Source organism: Roseateles violae, assembly GCF_030410485.1.
GTDB lineage: Bacteria > Pseudomonadota > Gammaproteobacteria > Burkholderiales > Burkholderiaceae_C > Roseateles_D > Roseateles_D violae.
This window is the reverse complement of the sequence record NZ_JAUHHC010000001.1, coordinates 816,192-834,256: the sequence shown is the minus strand read 5'-3', so window position 1 is coordinate 834,256 and position 18,065 is coordinate 816,192. Positions and strand designations below refer to the sequence as shown.

Annotated in this window: 14 protein-coding genes; all 14 read right to left on the bottom strand. The window is 66.5% G+C overall.

Features of this window, described 5'->3' with window-relative positions; genetic code table 11:
• Positions 1–217: 217 nt before the first annotated feature.
• Complete coding sequence (locus tag QWJ38_RS03760; protein WP_290357696.1) at positions 218–2,557, bottom strand: hypothetical protein; 2,340 nt, start codon at positions 2,555–2,557, stop codon at positions 218–220.
• Positions 2,558–2,653: 96 nt separating this feature from the next.
• Entirely contained in the window at positions 2,654–2,974 is a 321-nt protein-coding gene (locus QWJ38_RS24005; protein ID WP_350340433.1) for a LysR family transcriptional regulator, read from the bottom strand.
• A gap of 199 nt (positions 2,975–3,173) precedes the next feature.
• Positions 3,174–3,947 (bottom strand): HpcH/HpaI aldolase family protein, encoded by a 774-nt coding sequence (locus QWJ38_RS03755; protein WP_290357695.1) that lies wholly within the window; start codon positions 3,945–3,947, stop codon positions 3,174–3,176.
• A complete protein-coding gene (locus QWJ38_RS03750; protein WP_290357694.1) occupies positions 3,944–4,660 on the bottom strand; it encodes an alpha/beta fold hydrolase in 717 nt (238 codons plus the stop codon). The genes QWJ38_RS03755 and QWJ38_RS03750 overlap by 4 nt, the downstream gene beginning before the upstream one ends.
• The gene (locus tag QWJ38_RS03745; RefSeq protein ID WP_290357693.1) at positions 4,657–5,790 is read right to left on the bottom strand and encodes a cupin domain-containing protein; all 1,134 of its coding nucleotides are present in this window, start codon (positions 5,788–5,790) and stop codon (positions 4,657–4,659) included. The genes QWJ38_RS03750 and QWJ38_RS03745 overlap by 4 nt, the downstream gene beginning before the upstream one ends.
• Positions 5,791–5,933: 143 nt before the next feature.
• Complete coding sequence (locus QWJ38_RS03740; RefSeq protein WP_290357692.1) at positions 5,934–7,124, bottom strand: LacI family DNA-binding transcriptional regulator; 1,191 nt, start codon at positions 7,122–7,124, stop codon at positions 5,934–5,936.
• Complete coding sequence (locus QWJ38_RS03735) at positions 7,121–7,897, bottom strand: SDR family NAD(P)-dependent oxidoreductase (protein WP_290357691.1); 777 nt, start codon at positions 7,895–7,897, stop codon at positions 7,121–7,123. The genes QWJ38_RS03740 and QWJ38_RS03735 overlap by 4 nt, the downstream gene beginning before the upstream one ends.
• A gap of 5 nt (positions 7,898–7,902) precedes the next feature.
• Positions 7,903–9,222 carry a histidinol dehydrogenase gene (hisD, locus tag QWJ38_RS03730; RefSeq protein WP_290357690.1) on the bottom strand — a complete coding sequence of 440 codons (1,320 nt, stop codon included), beginning with the start codon at positions 9,220–9,222 and terminating at the stop codon, positions 7,903–7,905.
• Positions 9,223–9,305: 83 nt separating this feature from the next.
• Positions 9,306–10,373: a nuclear transport factor 2 family protein gene (locus QWJ38_RS03725; RefSeq protein WP_290357689.1), complete on the bottom strand. Its 1,068-nt coding sequence runs from the start codon at positions 10,371–10,373 to the stop codon at positions 9,306–9,308.
• The gene (locus tag QWJ38_RS03720) at positions 10,370–12,004 is read right to left on the bottom strand and encodes an MFS transporter (protein ID WP_290357688.1); all 1,635 of its coding nucleotides are present in this window, start codon (positions 12,002–12,004) and stop codon (positions 10,370–10,372) included. Before QWJ38_RS03720 ends, QWJ38_RS03725 begins: the two co-directional genes overlap by 4 nt.
• Positions 11,928–14,741 carry a TonB-dependent receptor gene (locus QWJ38_RS03715; RefSeq protein ID WP_290357687.1) on the bottom strand — a complete coding sequence of 938 codons (2,814 nt, stop codon included), beginning with the start codon at positions 14,739–14,741 and terminating at the stop codon, positions 11,928–11,930. Before QWJ38_RS03715 ends, QWJ38_RS03720 begins: the two co-directional genes overlap by 77 nt.
• 49 nt (positions 14,742–14,790) lie before the next feature.
• Positions 14,791–15,495, bottom strand: coding sequence for a hypothetical protein (locus tag QWJ38_RS03710; protein WP_290357686.1), 705 nt, complete (start codon positions 15,493–15,495; stop codon positions 14,791–14,793).
• Complete coding sequence (locus QWJ38_RS03705) at positions 15,492–16,607, bottom strand: nuclear transport factor 2 family protein (RefSeq protein ID WP_290357685.1); 1,116 nt, start codon at positions 16,605–16,607, stop codon at positions 15,492–15,494. The genes QWJ38_RS03710 and QWJ38_RS03705 overlap by 4 nt, the downstream gene beginning before the upstream one ends.
• Complete coding sequence (locus QWJ38_RS03700; RefSeq protein WP_290357684.1) at positions 16,604–17,698, bottom strand: nuclear transport factor 2 family protein; 1,095 nt, start codon at positions 17,696–17,698, stop codon at positions 16,604–16,606. Before QWJ38_RS03700 ends, QWJ38_RS03705 begins: the two co-directional genes overlap by 4 nt.
• Positions 17,699–18,065: the final 367 nt, after the last annotated feature.

Sequence of the window (18,065 nt, the reverse complement as noted above, 5' to 3'; positions counted from 1 at the left end):
AACTCTTCTGAATCGAAAATCCGCTTGCTGTCTGCAGCTGAGTGCCGAACGGCCGAGCGAGCTGCGGGAGCTTCCTGCGTGGGAAGCGTCTGCATCACTTCTGTGAGCTTCGGCGCTATGCGTCACAAAGCGCCGATGCCTGGCACTCACAACGGCCTCAGAGGTTCGCTCGCGGGTGTCAGGACTTGGTCCGTCCGCCCTCCTTCGCGCATGCGGCTCACCTCTTGCAATGCAACAGCTCGCTGCCCTGAGGCGGCAGGTCCAGCCGGATCTGCGCGGTGCCCACGGCGACAGGCATCACAGCTCCATCCGGATGCCAACGACAGGCGCGCCAGGACTGCGGCAGGCTCAGCGTCATTCGTCGCGAGCGATCGGCGTCGTCGCGAAGTCCTTCCTCCAGATTTCCGGCCAGCATGCGCACGCTACCATCACGCCTGATCCACGCCGATACAGTCCCTGACTGCGCCAGGTCAACCTCAGCCGCGGCGAACGCCCCAGCTCGTGCAAGCTGTGCGTTGAGCGTGGCCGCCACGACCGCATAGGGCGTAGGGTCGCCGTTGAGCAGATCCTTGAGCGGCCGATACCAGTAGTCGAAAAAGGGCACCGGATCCCAGAGGGCCAAGTTGCGCCCTCCCGCCTGATCCAGCACCAGTCCTGCCGTCTCACCGAAACCATAGACCACGGCCGCGGCTGGGGCCCTCACCTGTGTGGCGGGCGGCGGCGCATTGAACGCCCCCGCGTTGGCGAGACGCGTCGGCCAGGCGGCGCCGGGCGTCGCGCGCAGCATGCGGTCCTGAAGCCGGGGCTTGTGCGGCAGGCTCGTAACGCCCAGCAGTCCCGACAGCTTTGGATGGGTGCCACTTGTCACCGACCCGAAGAAGGCCAGTGCCTGCCCTTGTTCAGCCAGGTGCTCGATAGCGGCGAGTTGGGCGGGCGGCAGGTCGGTGGAGGCGCCGAACACAAAGAGGTCCGACTTGACCTGCGGCAGCCATTCAGCGCGCGTCGCCGACAGCACGGGCAGCGGCCACTTGATGAGCGTGCCCACCTGCTCGTCGAGGCGGTCACGAGGATCGAAGCCCGGCGCGAGACGAGACATCTGACCGGCAGCGGCATCGCGCGAGTAGACGAGCGTCGGGCCTGCGATGTCGACGGTCTGCGCTGCGTCCTCCGCGGCGGCGTCGAGTTCGCTACTGAGGAAGGCGACGTCTTCTTCGCCCAGAAGATCCTCCCCGTGATGCGCCCAGGCAATATAGGCGCCCTCCGCCATGCGCAGGCCCTTGGGCGTCTTGACTCCGGCATGCGAGTACGCCCAGATCGCCCATCGCAGCCGCTCGGGCGCCGTGTGGATGGTGTCCCAACTCTCCCAGGCGTCGAATGTCTCGATCACCGGGTAGTGCCGCACCGGTGTGTCCGCAAGCACCGCAGCATGCATCAGCAGCGTTCCGAGCTGGTAGGTCCAGCCCAGGATCGGCGCATTCCAAAAGGTCTGCTCGCGCACACCGACCTCGCCCCAGGCCCCGGCCCAGGTCTGGTCCACAAAGATATCAAGGTGGCCGTCTCGGGCGACGCGCTCCAGGTCGATGCCGTTGGCGCGCCAGTCCGACGTGGCTGACCCGGCCGTCGACCACATCATCGTCAGGGTTCGCGGGCTGGCCTTTTTTACTCCGCGGAGCAGCGCCGCCAGTCCTTCGGTGTTGCGCTCGGCGCGGGTGGCGTCCGGTACGTAGACGCCCCAGGGCCCGTACCGAGTGAAGGCGCGCGGGAAGCTGAGAAAGTCGCGCAGCATCAGTGCGTCGAAGCCACTGTCCCTGGACAAAGCGCCCCACTGCGCCGCAAATAGCGCATGAACAGGCAAACCCTCGGGGATGCCCTGAGGCAGTGCGGCGAGGGCCTCGGGATGGGCGTGCAGCAGGTTGGATGGGTCCAAGTGGCTGCTCGATCCCAAGGCGCCGGGGGCCTGTTCGCCCCAGCGCGTGAAGGCCTCAGGATGCCGCCGGGCGAATGGCATCTGTCCGCTGTAGGCACCGTCGCCCCCGACGCTGAACGCCCCTACGCGGAAGTCCTCGATGCCTTCGCGCCTCGCGCGTTCGCGCAGTGCGTCGGTCAGTCGACGGAGGTCGCCGTAGCGCCACGGGGCGTAGCCCACCTTGCGCTTGGCCGAAGCAGGCCCCTTGGATGCGAAGCGCTCCCGCCAGCCAAGCTGACGTTGCGCCGTATCGCCATCGAGCTGCCCCCGCAGGGAGTGACCAATCTCCTGCTCGGCAGCCTGCGGTAGCGGGACTTCCTGCATCGGATCACCGCGATAGGACACGATGTAGTCCGCCGTGAACCCGATTCCGAGCACCAGGCCCTTGTAGCCTGACACGCCGCGGTAGAGCGGTGCAAAGCGGGCCCAGAAGCGATCGGCAGAGCGTTCGGGATGAGCGCGATCGAACCAGTACAGGTCCATCTCCAGCCATCGGTCGGAAGCTACCGTGGGTACGGTGGCGGACCAAGCGGGCATCGCGCAAGCGATGAGAAACACAAGCGCCGCCGCGATACGGAACAAAGTCGTCACTTGAAGGTCCTCCGGATTTCTGGGGTACGCGGAATGGCAAGGTGGCTTGACAACTCACCTTTCAGCTAGATGGCATGCCGCTACAAAGTGTTTGCATCAGCCCTCAGGGCGGCCGCCCTCGGCGTGGGCGCGAGCAGTCCCGTAACGCACTGACGAGTGCTGTGCAGCCTCACGATTGAAGGCGTCCAGTCCCGATCGAATCGTCTGAATGTGTCCAAGCAGCGATCGACAGGCTTCCGTAGGCTCAACGCCGCGAGCTTTTCGGATAAACAGATTGACCCGAAGCCGGGCTTCCATGTCCGTGATGCGCCTGCTGGCCGCTGCAACGGCAAGATGAACTGCTTCTGCCCCGCGGGTGACGGAGCGTTCCTGTGCCACGGCAAGCAGAAGCTCCAGCGTAATCAAGTCATGACGCATGTCAGCGATATGAGTTCTCGGAGGTGAAGCTGGTGCGGCTGGTCCAGCAGCCGGAGCGACGAATGGTCTTGAGGGAAGGTCCGCACCCAACAGCTCGTCGGCGCGCAGAGAGGCCGGTCGGCGGGGCACCTTGTCGCCAATGCGAACCGACGCCAAGTCGGCTGAGCGGCCGGCTTTTCGCGCCAGCGCGGCAAGGTGGCTAGTCTTGCGACCGGAGAACGGCCAGCCGGCGCGCGATCTCGGCCTTGAGCCAGATCGCGTCGTGCCCCGGCACCACGAGATCCATGCCCTGGGCCCGCATGGCGCGCGCCATCTCGGCCGTGGAGCACCAGATGCAGGTCACCTTGCCGGCCGCGCGAGCGGCCTCCTGGATGCGCCGGATGGCGTTGGCAAGCACCGGATGCTCGTGATTGGCGCCGGGACCGAGGCCAAGCGCGATTCCAAGGTCGCTGGGCCCGATGAAGAGCCCGTCGATCTGCGGCACGGCGGCGATCGCTTCAACCGCGTCCAGGCCGGACAAGGTCTCGATCATGGCCAGCGCCAGGATCTGCTCGTTGGCGTGCTGCGGGTAGTCGGCGCCACCCACCAGCAAGCCGCGGGCCGGACCGAAGGAGCGGTCGCCCTCCACACCGCCCAGCGGATAGCGACAGGCGCGACCGAAGGCCTGGGCTTCAGCCGCCGAGTTCACCAGCGGGCAGATGATGCCGTAGGCCCCCGCATCGAGGGCACGATTGATCTCCGCGAGACTGTTCTGGCTGACCCGCACCAGCGGTACGGCAGGGGTGTGCGACAAGGCCTGCAGCATGGCGACCATCTGGGCATGGCCAGCCATGCCGTGCTGGCAGTCGACGACCACCGAATCGAAACCGCTGCAGCCCACCAGTTCGGCGGCGTAGGCCGAGTCGATGCTCATCCAACCGGCCACGGCGGTCTTCCGCTGGCGAAAGATCTCGAGCAGATGGTTGTTCTTCATATGACGCTTTCTTCGATTGAGCTCAGGAAGCGGCGCAGGTGTTCCGCCACCCGGCCGGCCTGCTGCATCGGAAACAGATGGCCCACGCCGTCCAACATGTGATGGGCGGCGTGGCCTGGCGGCTGCATCAGGGCGAGGATCTCGTCGCTCTGCACGGGCGGGCACAGCGCGTCGAGTTCTCCGCTGAGCACCAGCGCCGGGCAGGACAGGTGCTGCGGAGGCTCCATCAGGCCGGGACGCTGCCGGGCATAGCCGAGCTGATGGGCGAATCGCTGCAAGCCGACGGCCTCGGCCTGTTCCACCAGCGATGTCAGCAAGGCATCTTCGATGCCGCGCTCGGCCAGACCGTAGCTCGGCGCCAGTTCCTTGCGCACCAGCGTGTCCAACCCTTCCTCCTGTGCGACCGCCCATTGCGCGGCACGTCTCGTCTCGTTGGTCGTGTAGCCCGCGCGCGCGTTGGTGCCCAGCAGCACGAGCGCCGCCACGCTGGCGGGATGCCGCCGTGCAAGATGGAGGGCCACGATGCCGCCCAAGGAATGACCGACCCAGATCGCCGGCACCGGCGCTTGTGCCGCCAGGCGATCGACTTCCTCGTCGAGGCTGGCAGCCTCGCCAAGGATCAATGTTCGGGGCTGCAGACCGGCCAGCGCTTCCGTCAGGCTTCGGCCGTCGAGCAAGGTGCCCGGCAGCGCGATCAACGGCGAGGCGTTCACACGCCCATCGCAGGCGGCAGCAGACTCTTTCGAGCCAGTCGACCGCCAGCATCCAAAGTCATGTCGACGCGCTCCGCCGCCGCGTGCACGCTGGCGTCGAAACGCGGCGTCTTGCGACCATCGCCGGCCACCACGAGCAGCGCATGGGCGTCCCGGCTGCCGTGGTTGACGAACTGGCGCGAGCAGCCGGCCGGCATTGATAGCGTGTCCCAGGCGCCCAATTCGGTGCGCACCACGTCCGCGTCCCGGTTGAAGTCCACGGCCAGCGGCCCGTCGGCGTGCAACAGCACGGCGGCCTGCTCAAGCTGGAAGACTGCGCTGCGCTGCCCCGCCGGCACCTTGATCCATTCGACGGAGAAGCCCAGCGGCTCCGCGACGGCCGGGCGATGGTCGCGGTGCTGGCTGATGCCCCAACCGATGAAGGGCGCCAACTGCCAGGCGTGGCCCGGCAGCGCGCTGTCCAGCGTCGCGGGCCGGAAGTCCCGCTGTGCGGGCCGAATGCAGCGGTGCAAAAGCTCTTCCTTTGACCAGCGCCGCAGCGCCGCCACCTCCTCGGCGGGCATCAGCGGCAGCAGGTCGTCCTCGGCAGGCGGCGCGGCGCCCGCGGGAACGTCGATGAGCTGATTGTCCCGTCCGAGATACAAGCCGGTGGCGCGCGCGCGGCGTATCACCTCGGGGCTCCAGATGATGCCGCCGGTGTCATCGCCGCCCAGCACCGTCATCAGGAAACCATGGCGGCTGCCGCTGTTCGAGAAACCGCGGAACATCCAGGTCGGCATGCAGATCACGTCGCCCTCTTCCAGCACCGCCTCGCCTTCCTCCCCATCGGCGCCCCAGCGCAGCGTGAAGCGGCCCTCGCAGGCGATGAAGACCTCGGCGGTGAAGTGCAGGTGCAGGCTGTTGGTGATGCCCGGCGCCATGCCGGCCGCGCCGATGTTGAAGCCATGCGCCTCGCGTAGGTTGACGACCTGGTTCGGGTTCTGCGTCACGCCCGGCCCGACGATGGAGTAGTTCTCCTTGGGCGTGCTGCCAGGCAACCGGACGTCGATGAATGCCTCGTTGCAACTCACATAGTCCGCGCGGCGGATGTGACGTCGTTGGACATCTTGCCGAGTCAAATCCTTGTTCATTTATACCTTTCGTCGCTGCCGGCCCTGTTCGGCCCGGGCAGCAAGTGAATGAGCGCGGCAGCCGCAGATGCAGCATCTGCCGGCCCTCCGATCCTCTTTGCTTCATTCGACGGCTCGATACCGTCGATAAAGAACTTCGCGATTCAGCGGCTGGACTTCCTTCGAGCGGGCGCCGGCCCCTGGGTATCGCCGGTCGCCGGCGCCGTAGCGGATGCAGCAGCGCCCTCGCCGCGAGAGGCCTTCGTTGGCGAGCGGTTCGCCTGCGGCCCGTCCGTCCCAGGCTGCGGCAGCCGGGCCGATCCCCGCACGACCAAGCGCGTTGCCACCGTCACGTGATCGCGGGTGACGACGTCGTTCTCCAACTGCTGCAGCAGCATCCGCACCGTGGCGTCAATCATGCTGTCCACGTCCTGCTCGACGGTGGTCAACCGGTACGCCCCCCAGTCGGCTTGGGGGACGTTGTCAAAACCGACCACAGAAACGTCCTCGGGCACCCGCAGACCCAGCGCACCACGCAAGGTGTCGATGGCGGCAAAAGCCATGTGATCGCTGGCGACGAACAAGGCGTCGGGCCGGTCCGACTCGAGGCCGTGCGTGAACATCTCCAGCGTGGCCTGCGCGGCCCGTTCGAAGTTGTAGTTTCCGTTGGCGCGAGCGGCAATGCGCAGACCGCGCTCGGCCAGGCCATCGATCAGGCCGCGCTCGCGGTCGCTATTGGTCGACGAATCTTCCGCGCCGGCCAGGTAGGCAACGCGCCGATGGCCGGTGTCGGCCAGGTAATGCGCGACGGCGCGCGCGCCGCCATGGTTGTCGCTGCTGACCGTACTGATGCTGCCGGCGCGGCTGACGCGGTTGAACATCACCACCGGCACGCGAGCCTCGGCAATCTGCTGCGCCAGCCCCGAGGAGAGCTGGGTCGAGGCCATGACGATGCCGTCGACCTGGTAGCGCATCAGCTCGACCAGCAGCTCGTCGGCGTCCTCGGTGTCGGTGATGAACAGCAGCACGTGGTAGCCGTTGCTCTGCAGCTGCTTGGACAGGCGCTCGATGACGACCGGGTAGAACTGATTCTGCAGGTCCGACACCACGACGGCGATCATGCGGGAGAGCCGGGTCGACAAGGTGCGGGCGATCGCGTTCGGGCGATAGCCGAGTTTGCGAGCGGCCTCCATCACCCGCTCGCGCGTCTCCGGAGAAACGCTGGCGCCGGGGGTGAAGGTGCGGCTGACCGCCGACTGCGACACCTCGGCCAGGCGAGCCACGTCGTTGGAGGTCACACTGTTCTTGCTCGGGGGCATGGTCGGTCGGCGTGCTGGTTTCGAAGTCTTCATCATGCCGCCGTCCAGCCACCGTCCACCATCAGGGCCGAACCCGTGACCAGGGCCGAGGCATCGCAGGCCAGGAACAGCACCGCGCCCATCACGTCTTCCACCCTGCCAACCCGACCCAGCGCAATCTTGCCGAGCACCTGATCCCGAAAGGCCGGCGTTGCCAGCCAGTCGTGGGTCATCGGCGTTTCGATGAAGGTCGGGCAGATCGTGTTGACGCGGATGCCCTGCGGCCCGAGCTCCAGCGCCAGGGCCTTGCTCATGCCTTCCAGCGCGTGCTTGGTCGTGCAGTAGATGCTGCGGTTCACGCCGCCCACATGGCCCATCTGCGAGGACATCTGCACGATGCTTCCCGGCAGCCCGGCCTTCTTGAGCCCGCTGGCCACGGCCCGAGCCACGAAGAAGGCCGCCTTGGTGTTCAGCGCCAGCAGGGTGTCGACATCGTCTTCGGTGACTTCCTCGAGCGGCTTGGGCCGGTTGGTGCCGGCGTTGTTGACCAGCACCTGGAACGGCCCGTGTTCGGCCACCGCCTTGTCCACCGCGGCGGTGTCGGTCACGTCCAGCAGCAGCGCGTGCGCACGATCGCCACGTGCCCGCAGTTCCGCCGCCGCGGCCTCGACCTCGACGGCGCTGCGGGCCGCCAGCCATACCTCGGCCCCGGCCTCGGCCAGGGCCGCCGCACAGGCAAGGCCGAGCCCCCGCCCGGCGCCGGTGACCAGCGCGCGTCGGCCGTCCAGGCGCAGACTGGGGGTGCGCGGCAGGGTGGCTGAGTGGGTCATGGCGTTCAGCCCTGCGCCGGCACGGGCTGGTACCAGGGCAGATCCGGCTGCTGGCCATAGCGGCGCACGCGGATATTGGCCTGCTCGCCGTGACCGGCGAAGTTTTCCATATGGCACAGGCGCGAGCACACGGCGCCGATGGCCGCGCTGGCCGCGTCGGTCGTGACACGCTGGTAGGTGCAGGTCTTCATGAACTTGCCGACCCACAGGCCGCCGGTGTAGCGCGCGGCCTTGTTGGTCGGCAGCGTGTGGTTGGTGCCGATGCACTTGTCGCCAAAGCTCACGTTCGTGCGCGGGCCGAGGAACAGGGCGCCGTAGTTGGTCATGCGCTGCAGGAACCAGTCCGGGTCGCGCGTCATCACCTGCACATGCTCGCTGGCGATGCGGTCGGCCTCGGCCAGCATCTCCTCGTCGCCGTCGCAGACGATGACCTCGCCGTGCACGGCCCAGGCCTGGCGGGCGATGCCGGCGGTGGGCAGGCGCTCGAGCTGGCGCTCGACCGCGGCCATCGTGTCGCGGGCCAGCTTCTCGCTGGTGGTCAGCAGCACGGCCGGCGTCGTCGGACCATGCTCGGCCTGGCCCAGCAGGTCCACCGCGCAGATCTCGCCGTCCACCGAGTCGTCGGCAATCACCAGGGTCTCGGTCGGGCCGGCGAACAGGTCGATGCCGACGCGACCGAACAGCTGCCGCTTGGCCTCGGCCACAAACATATTGCCCGGGCCCACCAGCATGTCCACCGGCTTGACGCTCTCGGTGCCGATGGCCATGGCGGCCACGGCCTGCACGCCGCCGAGCACCAGGATCTGGTCGGCACCGGCGAAGTGCATGGCGGCCACGATGGCCGGGTGCGGCGCGCCCTGGTAGGGCGGCGCGGTGGCGACGATACGTTTCACGCCGGCCACCTTGGCCGTCAGCACGCTCATATGGGCCGAGGCGATCAGCGGGTATTTGCCACCGGGGATGTAGCAGCCCACGTTGTTGACCGGGACATGCTTGTGGCCCAGCACCACGCCGGGCAGCGTCTCGACCTCGACCTCCTTCATCGAATCGCGCTGGATCTGCGCGAAGCGGCGCACCTGGTCCTGGGCGAAGCGGATGTCCTCCAGTTCGCGCGGGCTCAGCTGCTTGACGGCGGCCTCGATGGCGGCCTGCGACAGCGTGAAGTCGGCCGGATCCCACTGGTCGAACTGCTGCGAGTAGCGGCGCACGGCGGCATCGCCATTCGCCTCGACATCCTTCAGGATGCCTTCGACGGTGCTGCGGACCTTGGCATCGGCCTCGGCAAGAGCGGTGGCGCTGGCGCCGCGCTTGAGATAACGGATCATGGGGTACTCCTAAGTTGACCAAGACGCGGCCGCGGCCGCGTGCAGAAAAATGAAGGGGTGGGCTGGCCTGCGGTGGCCGGCGCTCAGCCGGGCCAGCGGTTCAGGCTCGGGTCGGCGATGTAGCGGAGGTCGTCGAGGACGTCCAGGCCGGCCTGGTGCAGGATGTGCAGCACATCGATCATGACCCAGTTGTCGATGATCTTGCCGTCGCGGTCGGTGCGGTACCAGTCGGCCACGCGCATCTCCACCCGCTTGCCCGACGGCGCCATGCCCAGCCACTGGCCGCCCAGATGGGTGCCATAGAGCGAGGGCCAGCCGGCGGTGACGGCATAGTGGCCGTCACCGACGCGAATGTAGTGGCCGGGGCCGTCTTCCGGGCCGTTGTGGTCGCGCACGATGCCTTCCCGGTCGGGGAAGGCCTGGATGAACAGGGCGCCGTGGAAGTCCAGGAAGCCCTTCTGGCCGCGGCTGCTGCCGATGCCGGCGGGGCCGTACCACATCATGTTCTTGTGCCAGTGCGGGCTGTGCTTGCTGCGCGTGCCGGCCAGGTTCTTCAGGTCGTCGCCCTTGGCGAGACCGGTCTGCATCTCGCGCACATGCGTCAGCGTGATGGCGCCCAGCTCGTGATCCACGCTTTCGGCGGTGGCACCACTGTCGCAGGGCGGGAAGGCCCAGGCCTCGGCCGAACCGGGCATGCGGCGGAAGGGATAGACGCCCGCCTGGCGCATCAGGTCAGGGATGTCCAGGAGCACATAGACCTTGACGATACGGCCTTCGCGGAACACCACGTTCAGGCCCAGACGCAGCGCGCACAGGCCATGCGTCGCCGGGATGCTCAGCCAGGGTTTAGTCAGATTGCCCATCAGCACGCCCCAGCTGCTGACGCATTCGCGGCCCTCGTACTCGCCGCCCAGGAAGAAGGCCATGCGCGCCTCCCAGTCGGGGAAGGCCTCGCGCAGCGGTGCCCACAGCTTGTCGGCCGCTTCCGCATTGCCCTTCAGATCGTTGAAGGGGTGGAAGACGCGCCAGACGGTGTCGGGCGCGCAATGCGCATCGAGCACGCTTTCGATGCCGGCGCCGTTCGCTTCGGAGAGTTCGTTCAGAAACGCGGCCAGGCGGCGCTTGTTCGCAGCAAGGTCAGTGGTGTTCATGGAATGCTCAGCTCGTTGTCGGCCCTGGGGCCGGTGGTGGTGGTTGCGCCGGTTGCGGCGGAGGTATTCGCGGCAGTTGCCACCCGCTTGCGGGCGTCGATGGCTTCGCGCGTGGCATCGTGGGTGGCACGGGTCACTTTAAGCATCCCGTAGAACACGCTGGCCACGATGCCGGGAATGACGGACAGCATGAAGGCTAGCGCCAGGCCCTTCAGCACCGAATCAGGCACCTGGCCGGGGGTGGCCTTGGCCGGGAATGCAACGATGGACAGCACCCAGCCGGCCAGCCCTGTGCCGAGCGCCTGGTCGACCCGCGAAAAGAAGGTGCGCGTCGCATACAGCGTGCCTTCCTGCCGCAGACCGTACTTCAGCTCGCATTCGTCGGCGATGTCGGCCAGCGCCGAGTACACGGTCGTCGTCATGATGCTGTAGGGCGCATGCTGCAGCAGCGAGAAGGCGATCAGGATCACCAGCAGCCCCGGCGTCTGCGCCGACAGGATGCCGAAGTAGCCCAGCGCCAGCGGGATCGCCGGGCCGATGCAATAGACCAGCAGGGCGACCATGCCGGTCCAGCGCTTGTCGAAGCGCGCATGCAGCCGCTTGACGCAGAAGGCGGCGAACAGATAGCCGAACAGGCTGCCGACGGCAAAGAAGGCCAGCTGGTCGTTGCTGAGTTCCCAGAAGTAAGTCGCGTTGTAGATCCAGAGCCCGCCGCGCACGCCGGTCATCAGCGACAGGAAGAAGAAGCCGATCAGCAAGACCACGTAATTGCGGTTGCGCAGCACGCGCCAGATGTCCCGAGCCCATTCGCGCGCGCTGAAACCGGGCGTGGCGGCAGCCGGTTGCAGCAGGTAGGGAATGCGGCGCTTGGTGACCTGGCTCGAGAAGAACAGGCACAGCAGGACAAGGCAGGCAATGGCGACAGAGAACAGCGGCCAGCGGCTGGGATCGAGTGCGCCGTTGGGGAACTCGGCCGTGGCACGGAAGAACAGCAGGAAGCACAGCAGCCAACCGGTCGTGTCGCCGATCCACAGAAAGAACGTGTTCACGTTCATGATGCTGGTGCGCTCGAGATAGTCCTCGCTCATCTCGCTGCCGAGCGCCAGGTGCGGGGTGTGGAACACCGTCATCGCCTGCAGCAGCAGCACGTTGAAGGCGGTCAGCCACACCAGTTGGCCGGTGCTGCTCAGCGATTCGGGCGGATTGAAAAGCGCATAGAACAGCAGCGCCGCCGGCAGGATCGACGCAAACATGAATGGATGCCGACGCCCCCATCGGCCGCGCGTCCGATCCGACCATGAGCCGACCAGCGGATCGAAAACGGCGTTGACGGCCAGGCCAATGGCCAGCGCAATGCCGATCATGGCCGGGTCAAGTCCACGCACCTGGTTGTAGAACAGCATCAAGAACATGCTGGTCGTCGTGATGACGATCGACTCGGCGGTGCTACCGATCCCGTACGCGTACTTCATGCGCCAGGTAATCGGCGGGGCAATGGCGCTCGTCATGCTGCGTGGCTCGACATGGGTGTACCGGCCTTGTGCCCGCACTCGCTCAGAAGCGTGCCGACAAGCGCGCGCCGTAGCTGCGCGGCGGCGCGTAGCTGACGAGCAGCGAACGGTGGTTGCCATACACAGCCCGCGAGATGGTGGCCTCGTCCTCGACGTTGTTGACATAGAGCTGGACGGTGTAGTCGCCGTCGGACGTCTGGTAGGTCAACCGCAGATCGGTCTTGGTGAAGGCCTCGTTGTTGCCGTAGCCCGGTGTCAGGTCGGTGAGGATGTAGCCGGAGTTGTAATAGGTCTGGAACTCGGGCGTCAGCGTGCCATAGCCACCCAGTTGCAGGGTATAGGCCATGCCGAACTGGAGCGTGTGCTTGGGCGAGAACGCGCGCTGGGCGGTGTACTTGGTGCCGTCACGCCCGGTGCCGGCCAACACGTAGCGGTACTGCGGAACGCCGCCCGAGACCACCTGGTTGCCGTTCGCATCGAGCACCGGCACGAAACGATTCGGATCGGTTCGCGAGTTCGGGAACGGCGTGCCTTGCACCGTGTTCTGCTCGCCGCTGCCCGGCACGCAGCTCGGCGTGATGCCGCAGAAGCTGGCCTCGCCGCCGAAGTTGAAGGTGTTGACGCCGTAATCTAGCTGTTTGGCGTTCAGGTAGTTATAGGCAAGCGACATGCGCAGCTCACGCGTCGGACGGAAGCCCGCTTCGATGTCAAAGCCATAGGCCCGGTCCTTGCCAACGTTCTGCACCAAGGCGATGACCGAGGTCTGAGGTGCATTCGGATTGGGGATCGAGGTCTGGGCGTGCAGATCGCGGTAGTCGTTGACGTAGGCCGCGGCGTTCAGCGTCAGCTTGCGATCCAGCAGCGTGCTCTTGAAGCCCAGCTCGAAGGCCTTGACCTTTTCGGGGGCGAAAGGCAGCAGCGTGGGCACGCCGCCAATCGTCACTGCGCCGGAGTTGAAGCCGCCCGCATGCGTGCCCGTCGAGTAGCTGGTGTAGCCCATCAGATCGGCGTTGAACTTGTAGTCGGCTGCCACGCGGTAGTTCGTGTAGCTGTAGACGTTGCCGGCACAGACAAAGTTGTAGGCTTGGTCAATCGCCGTCTGGGACTGCGACACCGAAGCGGCGTTCGCCGCGATGAAACCGCCACAGGCGTAGTTGACCGGGTCGTCGATGCTGTGCACGAAGTAAGCGCCGGGGCCGGTGGGGCTGGTGTTGAAGCGCGCCGACAGCACATTCTTCTCGTCGCGTGTGTAGCGCAGCCCGCCGGTCAGCGTGAGCTTGTCGAACAGTGTGTACGACAGTTGTCCATAGCCAGCCGTCGACCGCGCCTTCTGCTGGTAAGCGCTGAAGCTGTCGAAGGCGGTGCTCTGGTTGAGTCCGGTTCCGGACGGCAGCAGCGTGAAGCCGAACGGGTAGTACTGTTGCCCGGGAGGTGCTGTGGCCGCGACGTAGGCGCGGTTGACGTTCGTGACGCTGCGATCCGTCGCGGTATCGTCAAAGAAATACGCGCCAACGATCCAGCGCAGCGCGTCCGCCTTGTCGTCATTGGACAGCAGCTGGAACTCCTGCGTGTAGGTCTTGGCCAGCGTCTGTTGGTAGGAGTAGTTCAGCAGCACCGGGGTCAGGCTGTTGCCGGTGCGGATCAGGTCGAAGTCGGCAAAGCTGGTGATCGAGCGAAACCGGACCGGGCCGTTGCCGTAATTGAGGGTGGCGCCAAAGTTCTTTTGCGAGCCGGTCCGGAAGATGTCGCCCGCGAAATTCACCTGGTAGGGGTCTTCCGACACCGGAATGCCGATATCGGCGCCGTTGATGTCGGGAATGCCATCGCGGTAGCGCGAGTCGACCGGCAGCGGCGTGCCGGTGAAGCTGTTGCCGTTGAAGCCCTTGGGCAGCTGGTAGGTGATGCCGTTGTAGGTCAGCGACTCGCCCGGCGCGCGTATCAGGCTGGCATCGACCAGTGTGCCCTTGTACTTCTGTCCAAATCCACCCTGGCCCGCGCCGCCGAGGTCTTGATAGCTGGCGCGCAGCAGGACCTCCAGGTCGCGGACCGACGGCGGCGCGATGCGCAGCGTGCCGCGAATGTACTTCTGCGACTCGCCGCCAATGTCGTTGCCACTGCCGACGTTCTCGACATAGCCGTGCGTGCGCTCGGAAAGCGCTGCAATTCGCATCGCGATGCCCTTGGAAAGCGGCACGTTGACGAAGCCCTCGGCCCGGTGCTCGAGGAAGTTGCCGAAGCCCAGATCGATGCCGCCTTCGAGCTCGTCCGTTGGCAGCGCGGAGTGGAAGACCAGGTTGCCGCCAAAGCTGTTGCGGCCGTAGAGCGTGCCTTGCGGGCCCTTCTGAACCTCGACGCGCGCCAGGTCGATCATCGGCGGGACCTGACTGGTGCGCGACTGGTAGATATCGTCGACATAGACGCCAAAACGCGGGTCGCTGGTGGCCGACACGTTCTCGGTGTAGGTGCCGCGCATGGCGGGCCGCACGTCGGAGCCGGAGCGTCCCATCCGCAGGCCGGGAACCAGCTGCTCCAGCCGTTCCGGCGAATTCACGTTCGCGTTTTTGATCTGTGCGCCCGTCAGGGCGGTAACCGAAAGCGGTACCGACTGCAGGGTCTCGGCGCGGCGCTGCACGGTGACGACCACCTGATCAAGAGACACCGGGACCTCGCGTGGCGTGGACGATGCCGCTGCCGCTTGCGCCGCACTCGGGACAGCCGCTTGCTCAGCAGGCGCACCCGCGGGTGCCGCAGGCGGCGCTACCGTCTGCGCTGCCAGCGGCAGGCCGAAGGTCGTCAACAGAATCGATGCGAGCGCGGTCGGGCGCAGGCGGGAATGGCGTGCAATGGAGCGGGGCATGGCTTTGTCTCTGTGTCTCTGTTTATGGAATCAAGCGCTGCAGGTTTCGTCAGAAGAACACGTGCGCAGGCACGGGCCAGGCATCCGAGACCGCGATCCGACGGTGCAGCAGGGCACCATCCGCGCCGATGCGGCCGACCGCCACCGCCCAGCGGCGGTGAGCGACTCGGGGAACTTCGGGCGACAGCACCCGCAGTGCGTACAGCACCGCAAAGCCGTCACCACTGCTGAACGCGCGTACGACAACCGCGCGGCTGCTGCTGGCTGCCGCAGGCTCGGCGACCGTCTGCAGCGCCTCCGCTGCGCAGGCCTGCACCTGAGGCCAGGCCAAAGCATCCAGCGATGGGAAATCGATCGGATCACCGGCACAGTGCGTGCGGTCCTGGGTCAGGAAGTCGTCGCTGGCCACCGGCACGCCGGGCTCGGTCGCAGCGTCATCGACCACCGGGCCGGCGACCCACAGCCGGGCGAGCACGCCATCCATCACATCGGCGAACACCCCGACCGGGCGCCCCTCCGGCGTCACGTCCAGCACGGCCAGCGCCCCCGGAGCGCTCAGCACATGCGGCGAGGGCGACAAGGCCAGCGGGTGGCGCGCGAGCAGATCCACCGCGTCGGTGCGCCCGAAGACTTGGAAGCCCATGGCCTGCACGGTGAGTGCATTGGCCAGTGGCGCCGCGCTGCCAGGCAGCCCCCGCAGCAGACCGCTCAGTTCGGCCAGCAGCTGCGGTGTCGATTTGCTTGCGGCGTTCATTGCGCCCCTTTCGTCGGCGCGTCGGCGCCCAGACCACCCAGGATCTGGCGCAGAACGGCCAGCTCGTCGAAAACCGTCTGATCACGCACGATGCGGCCCTGGCGCAGAACGTAGTGACTGCTGCCCGCAACGAGGATCCGTCGCCCGCTGGCCGGTCCCCACGCGCCCTGGCTGGCATGCACGCCACAGGCGGCCCAACGCAGCGCCACCGCCACTTCGTCGTTGGGCAGCGGGCGGGCCGCCCAGTGTTCGATCGTGAAGCTGAAGTCGTGCAGCTGGGCACGCAGCTGCACCAGGCAGCCGATCAGGTAGCCGCGACCCCAACCCCGGCGCCCCGTGGGCCAGCGCACCTCGACGCTTGGCGAGACCGTGGCCATCGCCTCTCCATACAGGTCATCTACCAGGGCCGCGCGCAGCATGCGCATCGGCACTTCGGCCGGGTCCCCGGCTTCGGGCCAGGCTTGCGCGGCGTTGCACACCTGATCCATCCACTGCTGGCGCCAGAGGTGGCGTTGCGGATCGCCGGCGCGGTCCGCCTCGGCCTGGGCCAGCGCCACCGCGCGGGGCGAATGCCCCATCTGCAGGGCCGCCCTGGCGTTGTCGCGGTACAGCCATTCCTCGACGATCAGGTTGTCGCGCACCAGGCAGTCCGCCACCGTGGTGGCCATCTGCGCCGCGCCGTTGGCCGCGCCATACAGGGCATCGCTGCCTTCCAGCGTCGAGCGGCTGGTGATGCGGTGCGAGGAATAGAACAGCGCCGGGGCGTCTTCGCTCCAGATCACATCCTCGGCCACCACCTGCCGATCGGCATAAGCCGCCAGCGCACCCAAGGTGCCCTGCACGACCGCCTCGCGCCCGCGGCTGGGGCCGGCCAGGGTGTGCATGACCACGTCGTCGGCATAGTGGGTGCGGCAAAGGCCGATGTCCTTCTCCTCCCAGATGCGATGGGTGCAGCGGACGATGTAGTCGACGAAGTCGCTGTACACCTCATCGAAGCCGTCCAGCGGCTGCTGCCGCGGACGCGTTGCCAGCAGGTCGCCGATGGTTCGTCCGACCGGCGACAGCACCTGCGGGTGCTGGTTCCAGGGAATGGGTTTCAGGGCTGCATTCATGCGCGGTAGACGCCGGCCAGGGCGCCGATTTCGTCAAAAATCATCCAGTGCTCGACCACCTGCGCGCCGTTCAGGCGCAGATGGCTCATGCCATTGAGCAGCACCGGCTTGTTCACGGGGCATTCGCCGAACAGCGCGCCGGCCTGGCTGCTGCCCTCCAGCCGCCAGCGCACGGCCACGATGACGCCGTCGGTCTCGTCGGACCAGCTCACCTTGTCGATCTGCATGACGGCGTCGGGCATGGCACCGAGGATCAGCAGCATCAGCGCCTGCTGGTTGCGCAAGCCCTCGGCGACACGGCCGCCGCCCGCATGGCAGATGGAATCGGTGCTGAAGTAATGGCCCAGGCGATCCAGGCGGCGCTGGTTCCACAGCTGGTCGAACATCACGCGCACCCAGCTCTCCACGCCATCGTCGACCGGCTGCAGGCTCGGCCGCGGGGCCTGGCCAAGCAGAGCGGTAGGGCTGGAATGCACGCGCTGGCTGGTCGGCTGGCTGTCCGCGATGCGGCGCGCCACCACATGCGGGTCGAGGCCCAGCTGGCGCACCGCGGCGCCGTTGTCCCGCACCAGCCATTCGGTATGCACGAAGTTGCCGCGCGTCACGCAGTCGGCGACGAAGTGAACGCCGATGCGCCGCCCGGTGGCCGGCCCCCAGTTGGATGCACCGAGATTGGTCGAGCGGCTGAAGCCCAGGTGAGAGGTATAGAAGCCCTGCGTCTCGTCGCCATCCCAGGCGACGTTCAGGTGGTGCAGCTCACCATCGGGAAAGCCGTTCAGCGTCGTCACCGTGGACGCCACCACTTCCTGCACCGAACGCACGACGCCGTAGGGCGAGTAGATCGTGCAGGCGTGGTCATAGGTCTCGTAGATGCGCCCGATGGCGCGGTCGACCCAGATCTCTTCGGTAATGCGGACGATGTAATCGACGATGTCGGCATAGCCTTCGTCGAAGCCTTCCATCGGCTGAAGCCGTGCCGGCTTGGCTGCGCGCAGCGCGAGCGGATCGACCTGGCGCACTCGTGTGACCTGCGGGCGCTGCGGCAACTTGAAGGGCAGACCTTCGTGCCTCGAACGTGGGTTGATTTCCATCATGTGTCCAATAATAGAAAAAACATTGCATACGTATGCATAAGGAAAACCCTTAGCAGAGGATCATCGGTGTAGCGTTGATTTACATCACGTTTGTCTCCTTTCAAAAACGGCGACGAATCGGACTTACATCGCACATTGCATTCGAATGCAAGCTTGCTGCTCGGAACGCTCGTCGCCGACGATTGAGCAGTGTCGACCTTTCATACCGTTGTCTGGTACTGCCGGAGCAATGCCTGCATGAAAGCCGCAAGATCGCAAGGAAAAGGAGATGAGCACTCCGTTGGCCTTACGGCACCATCGCCAGTGCCAGTTGTAGGCTCCGACCATCGCCGATGGGCGCAAATTGGCGACAAGACTCCGTTAC